This window comes from Nocardia sp. NPDC051833 (genome assembly GCF_040681225.1).
Lineage (GTDB): Bacteria > Actinomycetota > Actinomycetes > Mycobacteriales > Mycobacteriaceae > Nocardia.
Genome location: NZ_JBFAYK010000003.1, coordinates 629,582 through 645,133 on the forward strand (window position 1 = coordinate 629,582; position 15,552 = coordinate 645,133).

General features: G+C 71.1%; 16 protein-coding genes and 1 pseudogene. 9 read left to right on the forward strand and 8 right to left on the reverse strand.

Translation table 11 applies throughout. The features are described from left to right. Position 1 precedes the first annotated feature (1 nt). From AB0L91_RS27525 to AB0L91_RS27535, 3 genes are all read right to left on the reverse strand, one after another. The gene (locus tag AB0L91_RS27525; protein ID WP_019046727.1) at positions 2 to 229 is read right to left on the reverse strand and encodes a ferredoxin family protein; all 228 of its coding nucleotides are present in this window, start codon (positions 227 to 229) and stop codon (positions 2 to 4) included. Beyond that, positions 230 to 1,006, reverse strand: a complete 777-nt coding sequence (locus AB0L91_RS27530; RefSeq protein ID WP_365014979.1) for a GntR family transcriptional regulator — start codon at positions 1,004 to 1,006, stop codon at positions 230 to 232. A 198-nt stretch (positions 1,007 to 1,204) separates the two neighbouring features. Then, complete coding sequence (locus AB0L91_RS27535) at positions 1,205 to 1,879, reverse strand: PaaI family thioesterase (protein ID WP_355282074.1); 675 nt, start codon at positions 1,877 to 1,879, stop codon at positions 1,205 to 1,207. A gap of 192 nt (positions 1,880 to 2,071) precedes the next feature. Between AB0L91_RS27535 and AB0L91_RS27540 the strand changes: the two genes are divergently transcribed. Next, positions 2,072 to 2,728, forward strand: coding sequence for an HAD family phosphatase (locus AB0L91_RS27540; protein ID WP_365014983.1), 657 nt, complete (start codon positions 2,072 to 2,074; stop codon positions 2,726 to 2,728). 6 nt (positions 2,729 to 2,734) lie between these two features. Here the strand turns inward: AB0L91_RS27540 and AB0L91_RS27545 are convergent, their stop codons facing one another. Then, positions 2,735 to 3,259 carry a DinB family protein gene (locus AB0L91_RS27545; protein WP_365014986.1) on the reverse strand — a complete coding sequence of 175 codons (525 nt, stop codon included), beginning with the start codon at positions 3,257 to 3,259 and terminating at the stop codon, positions 2,735 to 2,737. Positions 3,260 to 3,370: 111 nt separating this feature from the next. On the opposite strand from AB0L91_RS27545, the gene AB0L91_RS27550 reads away from it, so the two are divergent. After that, complete coding sequence (locus AB0L91_RS27550) at positions 3,371 to 3,844, forward strand: hypothetical protein (RefSeq protein WP_355282081.1); 474 nt, start codon at positions 3,371 to 3,373, stop codon at positions 3,842 to 3,844. Here AB0L91_RS27550 and AB0L91_RS27555 read toward each other — a convergent pair. The 3 genes from AB0L91_RS27555 to AB0L91_RS27565 form a co-directional block, all read right to left on the reverse strand. Then, on the reverse strand, positions 3,841 to 4,101 hold the full coding sequence (locus tag AB0L91_RS27555) for a hypothetical protein (RefSeq protein WP_365014989.1): 261 nt from the start codon (positions 4,099 to 4,101) through the stop codon (positions 3,841 to 3,843). The genes AB0L91_RS27550 and AB0L91_RS27555 overlap by 4 nt on opposite strands. Positions 4,102 to 4,162: 61 nt before the next feature. Continuing rightward, positions 4,163 to 4,948, reverse strand: coding sequence for an ATP-binding cassette domain-containing protein (locus AB0L91_RS27560; RefSeq protein WP_365014991.1), 786 nt, complete (start codon positions 4,946 to 4,948; stop codon positions 4,163 to 4,165). Next, positions 4,945 to 5,616 carry an FCD domain-containing protein gene (locus tag AB0L91_RS27565; protein ID WP_365014993.1) on the reverse strand — a complete coding sequence of 224 codons (672 nt, stop codon included), beginning with the start codon at positions 5,614 to 5,616 and terminating at the stop codon, positions 4,945 to 4,947. The genes AB0L91_RS27560 and AB0L91_RS27565 overlap by 4 nt, the downstream gene beginning before the upstream one ends. Positions 5,617 to 5,793: 177 nt before the next feature. Here AB0L91_RS27565 and AB0L91_RS27570 point away from each other — a divergent pair, with 177 nt between their 5' ends. Further along, a complete protein-coding gene (locus AB0L91_RS27570; protein ID WP_365014996.1) occupies positions 5,794 to 7,539 on the forward strand; it encodes a 2-isopropylmalate synthase in 1,746 nt (581 codons plus the stop codon). Positions 7,540 to 7,585: 46 nt separating this feature from the next. On the opposite strand, the gene AB0L91_RS27575 is transcribed toward AB0L91_RS27570, so the two are convergent. Continuing rightward, complete coding sequence (locus AB0L91_RS27575) at positions 7,586 to 8,593, reverse strand: putative sulfate exporter family transporter (protein WP_365014999.1); 1,008 nt, start codon at positions 8,591 to 8,593, stop codon at positions 7,586 to 7,588. 96 nt (positions 8,594 to 8,689) lie between these two features. Between AB0L91_RS27575 and AB0L91_RS27580 the strand changes: the two genes are divergently transcribed. The 6 genes and pseudogenes from AB0L91_RS27580 to AB0L91_RS27605 all read left to right on the forward strand — a co-directional run bounded on the left by AB0L91_RS27580 (position 8,690) and on the right by AB0L91_RS27605 (position 15,537). Next, positions 8,690 to 9,295 carry a YdcF family protein gene (locus AB0L91_RS27580; RefSeq protein WP_365015002.1) on the forward strand — a complete coding sequence of 202 codons (606 nt, stop codon included), beginning with the start codon at positions 8,690 to 8,692 and terminating at the stop codon, positions 9,293 to 9,295. 36 nt (positions 9,296 to 9,331) lie between these two features. After that, positions 9,332 to 10,315 carry a LysR substrate-binding domain-containing protein gene (locus tag AB0L91_RS27585; protein ID WP_365015005.1) on the forward strand — a complete coding sequence of 328 codons (984 nt, stop codon included), beginning with the start codon at positions 9,332 to 9,334 and terminating at the stop codon, positions 10,313 to 10,315. Between the two features lie 66 nt (positions 10,316 to 10,381). Beyond that, on the forward strand, positions 10,382 to 11,197 hold the full coding sequence (locus AB0L91_RS27590) for a GntR family transcriptional regulator (protein WP_365015009.1): 816 nt from the start codon (positions 10,382 to 10,384) through the stop codon (positions 11,195 to 11,197). Between the two features lie 5 nt (positions 11,198 to 11,202). Beyond that, positions 11,203 to 13,868: pseudogene (locus AB0L91_RS27595) on the forward strand (fumarate reductase/succinate dehydrogenase flavoprotein subunit). Continuing rightward, complete coding sequence (locus tag AB0L91_RS27600; protein ID WP_355282102.1) at positions 13,868 to 14,095, forward strand: ferredoxin family protein; 228 nt, start codon at positions 13,868 to 13,870, stop codon at positions 14,093 to 14,095. The pseudogene AB0L91_RS27595 and the gene AB0L91_RS27600 overlap by 1 nt, the downstream one beginning before the upstream one ends. Before the next feature lie 20 nt (positions 14,096 to 14,115). Further along, positions 14,116 to 15,537 carry an ABC transporter substrate-binding protein gene (locus AB0L91_RS27605; protein ID WP_365015012.1) on the forward strand — a complete coding sequence of 474 codons (1,422 nt, stop codon included), beginning with the start codon at positions 14,116 to 14,118 and terminating at the stop codon, positions 15,535 to 15,537. Positions 15,538 to 15,552: the final 15 nt, after the last annotated feature.

Consider the following 15,552-nt stretch of genomic DNA (forward strand, 5'->3'; position numbering starts at 1 on the left):
TTCAGCGGAGCAGATAGGGCATGTTGACGGTGACGGCGCCGGTGGGGCAGCGGGCGGCGCACGGCCCGCAGTACCAGCACTCGTCGACGTGCATGTAGGCCTTGCCCGAATCCTCGTGGATGGCAAGGGAATCGAGCGGACACATGTCGACGCACAGGGTGCAGCCGGTGATGCACAGCGATTCGTCGATCGTCACGGGGACGTCGGCACGCTGGGGGACGAGCGCCATCTAGAGGACCTTCCATTCGGGTGCGCTGCGGGTGAGGCTGCCGCGCATGGTGATGCGGTCACCGCGCATGCGGATGTATTCGAGATCGACGGGCCTGCCGTCGTCGAGGTGGGTGAGGCGCTCCAGCATCAGCAGCGGAGCACCCGCCGGAGTGTCGAGGGTCGTGGCGGTGTGCGGATCGGCCGCCACCGCTTCGAGGGCGAGTTCGGCAGCGCCGAGGGACTGCCCGGTGACCTGCTCGAGCAGGACGAACACGTCCGTGGTCTCGAGATCGTTGGCCAGCACGGCGTCGCCGACATCGGGCGCGAGGTAGGTGAGATCCAGGCTCAGCGGCAGGTCGGCGAGGAAACGCAGTCGCTCGATGTAGACGACGCGGTCGCCGGGGGCCAGGCCGAGCCTGCGCGCGACGGCCGGGGGCGCGGTGATGTGGGTGGCCGCGCGCACCTCGTTGCGGACGGTGCCGTGTTCCTTGAGCGTCTCCTGCAGGCCGAGCAGGGCGTCGAGGCCGTGGTCGTACTTGCGGGCGGCGACGCGGGTGCCGACCTTGGGCGCGCGATCGATGAGGCCCTCGTCGCGCAGCAGCGCCAGCGCCTCGCGGACGGTGTTACGGGAGGTGTCGTGCTCGGCGGCGAGCTCCTGCTCGCCGGGCAACGCGCCCTGGACCGCGCCGGCCAGGATCTGGTGGCGCAGGATATCGGCCACCCGGCGCGCCCGATCGGCGCGCTGGCCTCGGATCGGAGTGGGATCGGCGGCTGCCGTTTTCTCGCTGACCTGCATGAACAGCGACGATAGCGGCCGTTATGCGGCCCCGAGCCCGACGCGAATCGGGCCCGGATTCAGGGGATGTTTCTGCGCCGGGTGACCGTCGCCGGGACCTGCGGCGATCGGCGTCGGCGGCGGTATTGCGCCACCCCGGCCGGTGCGGGCGACATTCGGATCACGTCGATCGCAATGTCGCCCGGCGGCCGGGACCGATCAGGGCTGACCGGGCTTGAGGAGGATGAACAGCCCGTTCGCCTCGGCGCACAGGCGCTCGCCGTCGTGCATCGTGGCCCGCAGGTACACCTTGCGGCCGTCGGTCCGCTCCACCCACGCGCGGACCGTGAGCTTCTTGTTGAGCGGGGTGATCGAGCGGTAGTCGATCGTCAGCGACGCGGTCCGGGTGACGGCCTTGGTGTGCACCGCGGCGGTCATGCCGAGGATGTCGTCGAACGCGACGCCGATCTGGCCGCCGTGCGCGGCGTTGTTGCCGCCCAGGTGGAAGGTGCGGAAGGTCAGCTCGGCGGTGACACCGTCGACGTCGGCGCTGGACACCGTGTACGGCGGCAGCGTGATGTTGCCGCGCGAGGGCAGGTCGGTGCGGGTCCAGCTCGGCGCCGACCACTCGTCCACGACCGCGGCGTCCAGGCGCGCGTTGAGCTGCTCGAGCGTCGCGATGGTCTCCTTGGCCAGCTCGTCGGACGGGTTGAGCAGGCGCGCCCGGTCCATCAGCTCGCGCACCTGTTCGATCAGTTCGCCGTAGTGCGGGCCACCGATGGTCTGGTCCTGCATCGCCTGCCTGCGCTGCTGGATCAGCTCGGCGACCGGCCGGAACCCGCCCTCGTGGTGCTCTGCGTCCGGCAGCGAGTTGCCGACCTGTGTATCGTCCATATGCAACACGTTATCGCTGCGGAGCTGGATGTTCGCGTCCGGTGTCCCACTTGTGTACGCGCTCGTGACACGGCTCACCGCCGCAGGCGCTCCTCTATTAGGCTGGTCGGCGATCACCGAGCAGGTCTGTACGTATCGAGAGTCGGCGCGCCCGCGGGGTGCCCGGCGGATGAACGGCGAAAGGCTGAGCGCATGGGTATCGCGGCGGTTGTGTTCGACATGGACGGCGTGCTGATCGATTCCGAGCCCCTCTGGGAACAGGTCCGGCACGACTACGTCGACCTCAAAGGTGGCCGGTGGCAACCGGATTCGCAGCGCAAGATGATGGGCATGAGCACCCAGGAATGGGCCGCGTACATGAGCGACGACCTCGGCGTCGCCATGCCGCTCGACGACCTCTCGACGAAGATCATCGATCTGATGGCCGACAAGTACGCCCACCACGTGCCGTTGCTGCCGGGCGCTGTCGAGGCGGTGCAACGCTGCGCGAGCCAGTGGAAACTCGGGCTGGCCAGTTCGTCGCCGCGCTCCCTGATCGACCTGGTGCTGGCGAAGTCCGGGCTGCTCGAGTACTTCTCCGCGATCCTGTCGACCGAGGAGGTCGGGCGCGGCAAGCCCGCGCCCGACGTCTACCTCACCATCGCCCAGCGCCTGGGCGTCGAGCCGGACAGCTGTACCGCCGTGGAGGATTCGACCAACGGCCTGCGCTCCGCGCACGCGGCGGGCATGCGGGTGATCGCCGACCCCCGTCCGGAGTTTCCGCCGGTGCCCGACGCGCTGGCGCTGGCCGCCGTGGTGATCGACGATCTCGATCAGCTGACCACCGAGGTGATCACCGGGACCGCCTGAGCCGGGTCAGAAACTGCCGGTGACGCCGTCGATCCGCTCCCGCAGCAGGTCGGCGTGGCCGTTGTGCCGGGCGTACTCCTCGATCATGTGCAGGTACACCCAGCGCAGGCTGTAGCCGTCGGACCGCCACGGGACATGGAAGACGTGGTCGAGCGGCAGGTCGGCCACCGCCGCGTCGCAGGCGGCGACCTCGGCGTGGAAGAGCGCGAACGCCTCCTCGGCGGGCACCGAGGTGAGGTCGTCGAAGTCGGCGTCCGGTTCCGTCTCGGACCCGTAGACCGGGTCGACGGGCTCCCCGGCGGCCGAGACCCGGAACCAGCCGCGCTCGACCTCGGTGAGGTGGCGGACCAGCCCGAGCAGCGAGAGCGTGGACGGGGGGACCGACCGGGTGGCGAGTTGATCGCGGTCGAGGCCGCCGCATTTGTTCAGCAGGCTCTGGCGATGGAAGTCCAACCAGGACTGCAACATCGGGCGTTCCGCTACCCCGACCAGCGTGCGGGTCGGGATGACTTCGGGCGCTGTCCACGTCATCGGGCCGACGGTACCGCCCGCCGCCGCGCCGCGCAGTCCGATTACCGTCGCCCGGCACCGATTCACCGAGACCCCTGGTCCCGTCCGCCCTCGATCCGGCACACTGACCGGATGGGTGCGCAGCGTGACGAATCGCCGGCGGTCGTGGTCCACCTCGGCGACGGTTCCGGCGCGCCACGGGCCGTCGACCCGGCCGATCCCGGCACCGCGGCCACCGACCCCGCCCCCGACCACCCGTTCCTGCTGCTGACCCGCACCGCCACCGAGCGGATCCAGGCCAGGTTCCTCGACGACGGCACCTACGAGCTCGAGCACACCGACGGCGGCGACCGCCGCCAGCTGTTCACCACCGACGCCCTGCTCGTGCGCGATGTCGTCTGGTCCTGGGTCCAGCAGGACCGCTGGTGGCGCGACACCGTCGCCTGGACCACCGTCGATCCAGCGATCGCCGAACTCGACGCCCTGCGCGCCGAACTGTCCGAGATGCTCGACGGCATCTCGGTCCTGGACGCCGTCACCGACGACCTCGACCGAGCGCTGGCCAGGGCCGACGAACTCCTGGCGGCCGACCCCGACCCGGATTAGTCCGCGTCGCCCTCGCACCAGTCGTCGAAGGCGTCGAACGCGGGCTGGGCGTAGGCCGGGACGGAATCCTCGACGGCGTCCTCGATCGGGTCCCAGATCCGGTCACACCCCGCAGGCGCAGGTGGCCACGACTCGATGAACCCGACCAGGGGATCTTTCGGTGGTGTGGCTTCCTCGGCGGCCGCGATGCCCGCGCCTGCCGCGAGCAGTGCCACGGTGGCGCCCGCGGCGGCGACGATCCGGTACCCGATCCTCATGACATCCTCCTGTCGATTCCCGACATGCGATGTCCCGCGATCGTAGCCGCCGGGCGGGGCGTCAGCGGGCGCGGGCGCTCCAGCGGCCGTCGTCGTAGCGCACCTCGATGGGGTGGGCGAAGGCGGTGGAGACATGGTCGGTGGTGATGACCTCGGCGGCCGGGCCGGTGGCGACGGTGCGGCCGTCGGCGATGAGCAGGGCGTGGGTGGTGCTGCTGGGCAGCTCCTCGAGATGGTGGGTGACCAGCACCGAGGCGACCTCGGGGTGGGTGCGGTCGAGGGAGTCGATGGTGGTGAGGAGTTGTTCGCGGGCGGCCAGGTCCAGGCCGGTGGACGGCTCGTCGAGCAGCAGCACGCGGGGGCCGCTGATCAGGGCGCGGGCGATCAGAGTCCGGCCGCGCTCGCCCTGCGACAGGGTCGGCCAGATGTCGGCGGCCCTCCCGGTCAGGCCGAGGGTGTCGATGATCGCGTCGGCGCGGGCCAGGTCGTCGGCGGTGGGGGACCAGCGCATCGGCGTGTCGATCGTGCCCGTGATGCCGGTCAGCACGACCTCGCGAACGGTGAGCGCGTAGCGCAGCGGATGGCGCGGATTGACGTGGCCGATGGAGCGGCGCAGCCGGGCCAGCTCCACCCGGCCGAACTGCTCGCCGAGCACCCGCACCGCGCCGGTGGTGGGGAAGGTGACCGCGCCGCAGAAGCCCAGCAGGGTGCTCTTGCCCGCGCCGTTGGGGCCGAGCAGCGCCCAGTGCTCCCCGGCCCGCACGGTCAGCGAGATGCCGTTGATGATCTTCTTGCCCTCCCGCCGGAAGGTCACCTCGTCGAGTTCGATCACGGGCGCGCCGGTCATGCGAAGGCCTCCTTCAGGGCGGACAGGTGGGTGCGGCTGAACGCGGCCGCCGCCGTGGGGTTCCGGTCGGCGACGGCCTGGGTGAGCTGTTCGTGCGCGGTGTGGTCGGCCTGCTCGGAGGCGACCGGGCGCAGATCCAGCATGTCGATCATGGCCAGGCGCAGGCGCGGCAGGAAGCTGTCGAACAGCTGGGTCAGCACGTCGTTGTGGGCGGCGACGATCACCGCGCGATGGAAGGCCATATCGGCGTCGACGTGCTCGGCCACGGTCTGGCCGTCGGCGCGGCGCCCGGCCAGCGCGCGGCGGATGGCGCGCAGGTCGGCCGGTGTGCGGCGCTGTGCCGCCAGTGCCGCCGCCTCGGCCTCGATCGCGATGCGGGCCTCGATCACCGCCGCGATGGTCGCCCCGCGCAGCACGACGTCCCAGTCCTCGCTGACATCGAGCGCGGTGACGAACACGCCCGCGCCCTGCCTGCTGTCGAGCACGCCCTTGCCCGCCAGCTCCCGGATCGCCTCCCGCAGCGTCGACCGGCCCACGCCGAGCTGGGCGGCGAGCAGCGTCTCGCCCGGTAATCGGTGGCCCAGCGGCCACTCGCCGGCGCGGATCCGCGCGAGCAGGAGTTCGGCCGCCTGAGCGGCCAGCGGCTGACGCCTGACCTGTGCAACCACCGGAGAACCTCTCTACTTGTCTGAGGAGTTGTGGTAGAAGTGTACCCATCATGACGCACACCGCGCTGCTCCTCCGCCGCCACGGCGGGGCCTGACCGACCGGCCGCCCCGCCGTGGGGCTCTGTCGTGGCCGGTCGCCGTCGTCTCGTGGCCGTTCGGCCAGAAAGCAGCACCGTCATGACCCCTTTTCCCACCCTGACCACTCCGAGCGGCGCGGTCGGCGCTGGCGCACCCGCCTGGAATCGGCAGCGGCACTCGGCCATGCCATCGCACCGCTATCGCGATGTCCATCGGCGCGTGGAAGTACCCGCCGGACACCGGGAGTGGCCGAATGCCCGGATCACCACCGCCCCGCTGTGGGTGCCCGTCGACCTGCGCGACGGCAATCAGGCGCTGGCCGAACCGATGGACCCCGACCGCAAACGCCGGTTCTTCGAACTGCTGATCGCCATGGGGTACAAGGAGATCGAGGTCGGCTATCCGTCCGCCTCGCAGACCGACTTCGATTTCGTCCGCCTGCTGGCGCGCACCCCGATCGCGCCGCCGGACGTGACGGTCGTCGTGTTCACCCCGGCCCGGCGCGATCTGATCGAGCGGACCGTCGAGTCGGTGCGTGGCCTCATCAACGAGGTGGTGATCCACCTGTACACGGCCACCGCGCCGGTCTGGCGGGAGGTGGTGCTCGGCAGGTCTCGCGAGCAGCTGCGGGAGCTGATCCTGGCCGGGGCACGCGATGTGCTCGACACGGCGGGCGACCTGCCGAATGTGCGCTTCCAGTTCTCGCCGGAGGTCTTCAACCTGACCGAACCGGACTTCGCGCTGGAGATCTGCGACGCGGTGAGTGAGCTGTGGCAGGCCTGCCCGCAGCGGCCGGTGACGCTGAATCTGCCCGCGACGGTGGAGGTCGCGACGCCGAACGTCTACGCCGACCAGATCGAGTACATGCACCGGAACCTGGCCCGGCGCGCCGGGGTGATCCTGTCGGTGCACCCGCACAACGACCGGGGCACCGGCATCGCCTGCGCCGAACTGGCCGTGCTGGCCGGTGCGCAGCGGGTGGAGGGCTGCGTCTTCGGCAACGGCGAGCGCACCGGCAATGTCGACATCGCGACCCTGGCACTCAACCTGCACGCCCAGGGCGTCGACCCGATGATCGACTTCTCCGACATCGACGAGATCCGTCGCACGGTCGAGTACTGCACCCGGCTGCCCGTGCACGAGCGGCATCCCTATGTCGGCGATCTCGTGCACACCGCCTTCTCCGGCACCCATCAGGACGCGATCCGCAAGGGGCTGGCGCATCATCGCGCGACGGCGGCGTCGGCCGGGCTCGCCGAGCGCGAATCACCGTGGCAGGTGCCGTATCTGCCGATCGACCCCGCCGATATCGGTCGCTCCTACGACGCGGTGATCCGGGTGAACTCGCAGTCCGGCAAGGGTGGCATCGCCTACCTGCTGCAGACCGGGTACGGCTTGGACCTGCCCCGTCGTCTGCAGATCGACCTGGCCCGGCGGGTGCAGCGGCACACCGACGGTACCGGCGCCGAAGTCACCGCGAAGGACCTGTTCACGTTGTTCGAGCAGGCCTACACGGTCGCCGATCCGCGGATCGTGCTGGCGCGGTGGCAGATCACCGACGCGAGCACCGAGATCGTGCTCGCCGTCGACGGTCGCGAGGTGCGCTCGGTGCGGCACGGCATCGGACCGGTCGACGCGGTCGTCGAGGCACTCGCCGCCGTCGGCCATTCGATCGAGATCCTGGGCCTGACCCAGCATTCCGTGGACGACGACGTGGACAGTGGCGCCGTCAGCTACCTGGAGTACCGGGCGGAAGGGCGCACCGGCTGGGCCTTCGGGCGCGGCACCTCGGTGCTCGCGGCGTCCCTGGCGGCGGTGCTCAACGCGGTGAACGCGACCACCTAGCCGACGATCTCGTGGGGCGGCCCTGGCCCGCCCCACGAGAGACCGGTCAGCACCAGCCGGTGAGGTACATCAGGCCGAGGCTGGCGATACCGAGGATCAGGCCGAGCGCGCCGCCGAGGACCAGCGGCCGCACCCCCGCGCTGCGCAGCCGCTCGACACTCAACGAGGTGCCGATGGCGGCCAGGACCGCGGCGATGAGCCAGCCGCTGGTGGTGGCCAGCGGGGCGGTGACCGCGCCGGGCAGGATGCCCAGCCCGGCGATGATCGACGCGGCCAGGAACAACACGACGAACAGCGGGAACACCTGACGCAGCGAGCCCGCGGGGGCACCGGTCTCCGCGGCGAGACGACGGCGGCCGACATGCAGGCCGATACACAGCGGGACGATCGCCAGGCTGCGCACCAGCTTCACGATCACCGCGAAATGCGCGGCACCGGCGCCGAAGATGACACCGGCTGCCAGCACCGAGGAGGTGTCGTTGATCGCGGTGCCCACCCACAGCCCGAACGCCTCCTGCGAGAGCCCGAGCGCCCGGCCGAGCGGCGGATACACCAGGACCGCGGCGACATTGAAGACGAAGATGGTGCCGAGCGCGTAGGCGACGCGCTGCTTGTCCGGCCGCAGGACCGCGGTGGCGGCGGCGATCGCGGACGCGCCGCAGATCGTGGTGCCCACCGCCACCAGCGTCGCCGACTCCCGGTCGACCGCCAGCATCCGGCCGACGAAGAACGCCGCCACCGCGCCGACGAGCAGCGTGCCGAGCAGGACGACGGCGGTCTCCTTGCCCACGCTCATCACCGAGCCCAGCGGCAGGCCGAGCCCGAGCAGCACGATCGCCGCACCCAGCAACCGCTGCCGGGCGACGTCGAGGCCGGGACCGAACGTCGCACCCGTCGCGTCCCGGCGACGCAGCACCATTCCGGCGACGGCGCCCGCGGCCAGCGCCAGCACGGGCGCGCCGATCATCGGCAGGGCCTTGCCGAACGGCATGGCCACGGTGGCCAGGAGCGCGGCGAGGGCCAGGCCGGGAGCGAAGGTGCGTACTCGGTTCACTCCTTCACCTTCGCCGCGCCGCAGACTTCCAGGTAGAGGCCGGTTTCCTGGGTGCCCATAAGACTGACTTATGGGTGGGTGTGGTTTCCTGGAAGAGTGCGGACACGAACCCGGCTCGCGCTGACCGCCGCAATCGCAGTGATGCTGTGGGGCGAGTGGGCGAACTGGCACGCCTCCCGTCGGCGCGTCGGCTCGGCGGGCCCCGGGGCCGAGGCGGTCGTTGTGCTCGGCTATCGGGACGCGGGTCCGCGGGCCAACGCGATGAACCGGTGGCGGGTGCGCGCGGGCCTGCGCTCGATCGACCCGTCGGCCACCGAATCCCGGCTGGTCCTGTGTGGCGGCGCGTGCGCGGGACCGGTCTCCGAGGCGGCGCTGATGGCCGACTACGCCACGGGGGATCGGGGCTATCACGGCGACCTCGTGCTCGAGGAGTCGAGCCGATCCACCTGGGAGAACATCGCTTTCGCGATTCCGTTCCTGAAGGACGCCGACCGGATCAAGATCGTCTCCCTGCCCACGCACGCCGCGACCGGGCGCGACTATCTCTGGGAGCAGAGCCCGGAACTGGCCGTGCGGCTGGTGCGGAGCGGGGAGTACCGCTTCGGTGAATGGATGCCGCTGAAACCGGTGGTCGCGCTCTACGGGGTGATCCGGAATCTGCGCGGCCGATACCGGGCCGAACACGACGACGAGAGTGCCTGATGCGGCGCGCCCGCGCGCGTCGCCCATAATCGGCGCATGACCCTGCCACCCGGAACCCCCGACCTGGAGGTCCTCGACCTCCTCGTGTCGGTGGCCGAGCTGGGCAGTCTGGGCGCGGCCGCCCGCCGCCACGGCATCAGCCAGCCCGCCGCGAGCATGCGGATCCGCGCCCTGGAACGACGGATGCGGGTCAAGCTGCTCGACCGCGGACCCACCGGCTCCGCGCTGACCGACGCGGGACACGCCGTGGTCGAGCACGCGCGGATCGTGCTCTCCGCCGTGCGCGATCTCGTCGACGACGTCGACCGGCTGCGCGCCGCGGCCGCGCCACGGTTGCGCATCGCGGCCTCGAAAACGATTGCCGACCACCGTATTCCGCACTGGCTGGCCGCGCTGCGCACCGACCATCCCGAGGTGCTGATCTCGCTGGAGGTGGAGAACTCGACCCAGGTCGCCGCGCTCGTGCGCGACGGCGTCGCCGATCTGGGCTTCGTCGAGGGCCCGCATCCGCCCGCCGGGCTCGGCAGCCGCGTGCTCGGCACCGACGACCTGGTCGTCGTGGTCGCGCCCGACCATCCCTGGGCGCGCCGGACCACCCCGGTCGCGCTCGCCGAACTCGCCGGTACCGCCCTGCTGTGGCGCGAACCCGGCTCGGGCACCCGTGACACCGTCTGGGACCTGCTCAGCACCGCCGCGACGCCCGCGGGCCCGGCCGCCGAACTCGGCTCGGCCGCCGCCATCGTGGCGGCGGCCCGCACCGGCATGGCCCCCGCCGTCCTGAGCCGCCTGATCGCCGCGCCGGATCTGGCGACCGGCGCGCTGGTGGCGGTGCCGTGCGCCGACGCCGCCCGGCTGACCCGCAAATTCCGGGCCATCTGGCGCCGCACCACCCCGCCCTCGGGGCCCGGCGAACTGCTCGTCGACCGGGCCGCGCAACTCGAGATCGCCCGCTCGCCGGTGGTGGGACTCCCGAACGAGGGTGCATCGCCGCAGGTAGAGGGCGTGGAGCCGCAGCGCTAACTGGCGTAACTGTCCGGTAATTGCCCGAAACGTCCGCCGTAACGCGGCGTTCGGAGCATGTGCCGCATGACAGCCACTCCCTTTTCCTCGGCCCGGCCCCGGCCCCCCGATCCGGGCGCGGGCCGCCGCAGCGCACCGGCCCGTCGCATCCGTGACGTCCTGCGCGCCCGCATCCGCAGCGGCGTCTACGGCACCCGGCCGCTGCCCGCCGAGGCCCAGCTCGCCGCCGACTTCGCCACCAGCCGCAATATCGTCCGCGACGCGCTCACCCTGCTCCGCGACGAAGGCCTGATCGACCGGGTGCCGGGCGCCGGCACGTTCGTCGTCGCCGAGAAGGCGGTGCAGGGCCTGGACCGCCTGCGCGGCCTGGCCGAGACCTTCGAGACCCGCAGCGACCGGGTGGTGAACCGGGTCCTGCTCGCCGAGGTCGTGCCCGCCACGCCGCTGGTCGCCGAGCGGCTCGAACTGGAGGCGGGCGACCCGGTCGTCGCGCTGGAACGGGTGCGCTACCTCGACGGCGCCCCGCTGTCGCTGGACGCCAGCTATCTGACCGCCGACGTCGGCATCCCGCTGCTCGACAAGGACCTCACCGGCTGTGACGTGTTCGGCCTGCTCGAAGCCGAACTCGGGTTACCGCTGGGCTCGGCCGCGGTCGCGATCGAGGCGGTCGCCGCCGATCCGACGGTCGCCGGGCTGCTGCAGGTCCGGGCGGGCTCCCCGCTGCTGTTCCTTGAGCGGCTCACCTCCACCGATTCCGGCAGGCCCGTCGATCTCGAATACATCCGCTATCGCGGTGACCGGTTCTCCCTGTCCGGGCGGCTGGACCGCGTCCCGGTGACCCCGCGACGCACCGTCACCCGCGATTCCCACGAAAGGGGTTGATCCTCATGCAGATCCCACCGCTCACCGACCGGCGCGAGCTCGTCTGCGACGTTCTGATCGTCGGCGGCGGCACCGCGGGAACGATGGCCGCGCTCACCGCGGCCCGGCACGGCGCGAACGTGCTGCTGCTGGAGAAGGCGCACGTGCGGCACTCCGGCGCGCTCGCCATGGGCATGGACGGCGTGAACAACGCCGTGGTGCCCGGCAAGGCCAGCCCCGAGGACTACGTCGCCGACATCACCGTCGCCAACGACGGCATCGTCAACCAGCGCACCGTCTACGAGACGGCCACGCGCGGTTTCGAGATGGTGCAGCGCCTCGAGGGATACGGCGTCAAGTTCGAGAAGGACGAACACGGCGAATACGCGGTGCGCAAGGTGCACCGATCCGGCTCGTACGTGCTGCCGATGCCCGAGGGCCGCGACGTGAAGAAGGTGCTCTACCGCACCCTGCGGGCCCGCGACGTGCGCGCCAAGGTGACGATCTCCAACCGGGTGATGCCGGTACGGGTGCTCACCGTCGACGGGCGCGCGGTCGGCGCCGTCGGATTCGACACGCGCACCGGGGAATTCGTCACCATCTCGGCGGGCGCGGTGATCCTCGCCGCGGGCGCGTGCGGCCGCCTCGGGCTGCCCGCCTCGGGCTACCTCTACGGCACCTACGAGAACCCCACCAACGCCGGGGACGGCTACGCGATGGCCTACCACGCAGGCGCGGAGCTTTCGGGGATCGAGTGCTTCCAGATCAATCCGCTGATCAAGGACTACAACGGTCCGGCGTGCGCCTACGTCGCGAACCCGTTCGGCGGCTACCAGGTCAACTCCGAGGGCAATCGGTTCGTCGACTGCGACTACTGGTCCGGGCAGATGATGGCCGAGGTCAAACGCGAACTCGACAGCGCGCGCGGGCCGATCTACCTCAAACTGAGCCATCTGCCCGACGCCACGATCCGCGAGATCGAAGGCATCCTGCACACCACCGAGCGCCCCACCCGCGGCACCTTCCACGAGGGGCGCGGCACCGACTACCGCACCGGCGACATCGAGATGCACATCTCCGAGATCGGTTTGTGCAGTGGGCATTCGGCGTCGGGAGTCTGGGTCGACGAGCACGCCGCGACGACCGTCCCCGGCCTGTACGCCGCCGGTGACATGGCGCTGGTGCCGCACAACTACATGATCGGCGCCTTCGTCTACGGCGACATCGCCGGCGAGCACGCGAGCGCCTTCGCCCGCGGCGCGACGCATCCGGAACTGCCCGCCGACCAGATCGAGGCCGCCCACGACCTCATCTACCGCCCGCTGGGCAATCCCGACGGCCCGCCGCAGCCGCAGGTGGAGTACAAGCTGCGCCGCTTCGTCAACGACTACCTGCAACCGCCGAAAGCGCAGTCCTACCTCGCGCTCGGTATCGCCGCCTTCGAGCGGATGCACGCCGAGATCGCCGCCATGGGTGGGCAGACGCCGCACGAACTGATGCGCTGTGCCGAGGTGAGCTTCATCCGCGACTGCGCCGAGATGGCGGCCCGGGCCTCCCTGCGCCGGACCGAAAGCCGGTGGGGGCTCTACCATCAGCGCGCCGACTGGCCCGCCCGCGACGACGCGGAATGGTTCTGCCACCTCAATCTCTATCGCGGCGCGAGCGGGTCGATGGAGTTCCGCACCCGCCCGGTCGCCCCGTACATCGTGCCGGTTCCCGGTTTCGTCCGGCCCGACGGCGTCGCCGATGTCGCCGCGCCCGATCTCGTCGGCGCGTGGGGTGCCCGATGAGCGCGCGCCTGCTGACCCTGCTCGACCTGGCCGACGAGTGCCCGGAACTCGACGAGCTCACGCCGTATCTCACCGACCCCGACCCCGAGGTCCGGCGCACCGCCCTGTCGGTGCTCAGCGAGACCACCGAGGACTGGGCCGCTGCGGCGCCGATCATCGCGGGCGCCCTCGCCGATGGCGACGTCGACGTGCGCCACACCGCGATCGGACTGCTCACCGAACTGCTCGAAGTGCTGGTCCCCGGATCGGAATTCGACGCGGCGCTGCGGGATTGCGTCACCGCGCCGGAACCGGCGGTGCGCTCGGCCGCGATCGAGGCGCTGTGGCGGCACCGCCGGGTGACCGCCGGGGAACTCCTCGGCTGGCTGGCCGACCCGAATGTGGCGGTCCGGCGCACCGTCGTCGGCGGACTCACCTCGGTCGACGCCATCGATGGACTGGCCATCGCGGCGGTCGACGAGGACCAGAACGTCCGCATCGGAGTCGCGAAAGGCCTTGCCGCCGTGGGTGATCCACGCGGCGCCGTCACGCTGCTGACGCTGGCCGGCGACCCGGAACCGCTGGTCCGGGCCGCCGCGCTGGCGAGCCTGGCCGGCACCGGGTGCGACGACCAGGCCGCCGCCGTCGCCACCGCGGCGATGACGGATCCGGCCTGGCAGGTCCGGCAGGCCGCGGCGGTCGCGCTGGCCGCGGCCGATCCCGAGCTCGCGGCGGCGCCACTGCTGTCGGCCGTCTCCGACCCCAACCTCGACGTCCGTAAGGCGGCGGTGCGCGCACTGGCCGAACGGATCGCCGAACGCCGTGACATCACCACGGCGTTGCAGCGGGCACTCGACGACCCGGACGCCGACGTCCGCGCCTTCGCCCGCATCGGTATCGCCAACTCTGGAAAGGAACTCTGATGGCCCTGGTCAATGCCCGTCTCGATGTCCCCGTCTCGGTCGACGAGGCCACCTGTATCGACGGCTGCACGCTGTGCGTCGACATGTGCCCGCTCGATTCCCTCGCCATCCACCCGGAATCGGGCAAGGCCTACATGCACGTCGACGAGTGCTGGTACTGCGGGCCGTGCGCCGCGCGCTGCCCGGTCGGCGCCGTCACCGTCAACATCCCGTTCCTGTTGCGCTAGAAGAAGAACGGATCGACCCCATGAGCTCTGCCTGCTTACGCCTGACCGCGCTGCTGCTCGGCGCCGCCGCGGTCGCCACCCTGGCCACCGGCTGCGGCGCCGGTGACGACGGCAAGACCGTCACCGTGAACATCGGCTACCAGTCCAAGACCATCAACACCGTCACCGCGGGCACCCTGCTCCGCGACCGCGGCACCTTCGAGGCCGAACTCGCGGCACTGGGCAAGACCACCGGCCTGACCTACCGGGTGGAGTGGAAGGACTTCGCCGCAGGTCCGCCGCTGACCGCGCAGATGCTGGCCGGACAGGTCGACATCGGCTCGATGGGCGACGCGCCGATCCTGGTGAACGGCTCCAAGACCCGTGATCACGCGGATGTGAAGTCGGAACTGATCGCGGTCACCGGCTACAACCTGCGCGGTTCGCTCAACCAGATCGTCGTCCCGCTCGAGTCGCCCGCGGCCACCCTGGCCGATCTGCGCGGGCAGATCGTGTCGACCAGTGTCGGTTCGGCCGCGCACGGCATGCTGGCGACCGGGCTGTCGGCGGCGGGGATGACCCTCGACAACGTGAAGCTGCTCGGCCAGGATCCCGCCGTCGGCGCCTCGGCGCTACAGGGCGATCAGGTCGCCGCGCTGGCCCAATTCGTGCCGTGGCCACAGAAACTCGTGCACGACGGCAAGGCCCGGCTGCTCTACGACGGCGGCAGCGCGGGCATCCCGACCTTCCACGCGGTTGTGGCCAACGAGCGGTTCGGAACCCAGCACCCCGACGTGGTCACCGCGTTCCTCACCGCCCAGCGCAAGACCACCGACTACCTCAACCAGCAGCCGCTCGAGGCCGCGCAGCGGGTTGCCGAGATCACCGGTCTGCCCGCCGAAGTCGTCTATCTCTACAACGGCCCGAACGGCCTGGTGAGTTTCGATCCGACGATCAAGTCACGGCAGGTCGACGCGCTCGGCACCCTGCTGCCGTTCCTGAAGAGTCTGGGCGCGCTGTCCGACCTGAACCTCGGCGAGTTCGTCGACGACCGGTACGTGCGGGCGGTCTACGGCGCCGGTTACGAGACCGCACGGGACTCGGTGGCCGCGCCGTCACCACTGACCGGCACCGACAGCGTGTGCGGGGGAGTGGTCGACGGACTCGCGACCGCCTCGGAAGCCTGGTTCGCCGGTCCGGCGACGACGTCGGTCGCCCGGACCCCGACCTGTCTGCTGCGGCAGATCGCGACCACGGGCGGCACCGTACGCGCCGCCTACGTCCCCGACCACGGCACCGGGACCAGGCTGTTCGCCGCGACCGCGACCTGGGTCAGCGATCCCGGCGCCGGACCTGACGATCGGTTGCTGCCGTTCGCGATTCGCGCCGACGCGCAGCAGTACGCCGCCGCGCATCCGGGCGCCACGGTCATCGATTACCAGGCAGCACTGAAGTCCCGCTAGTTCCGTCACGTGAGA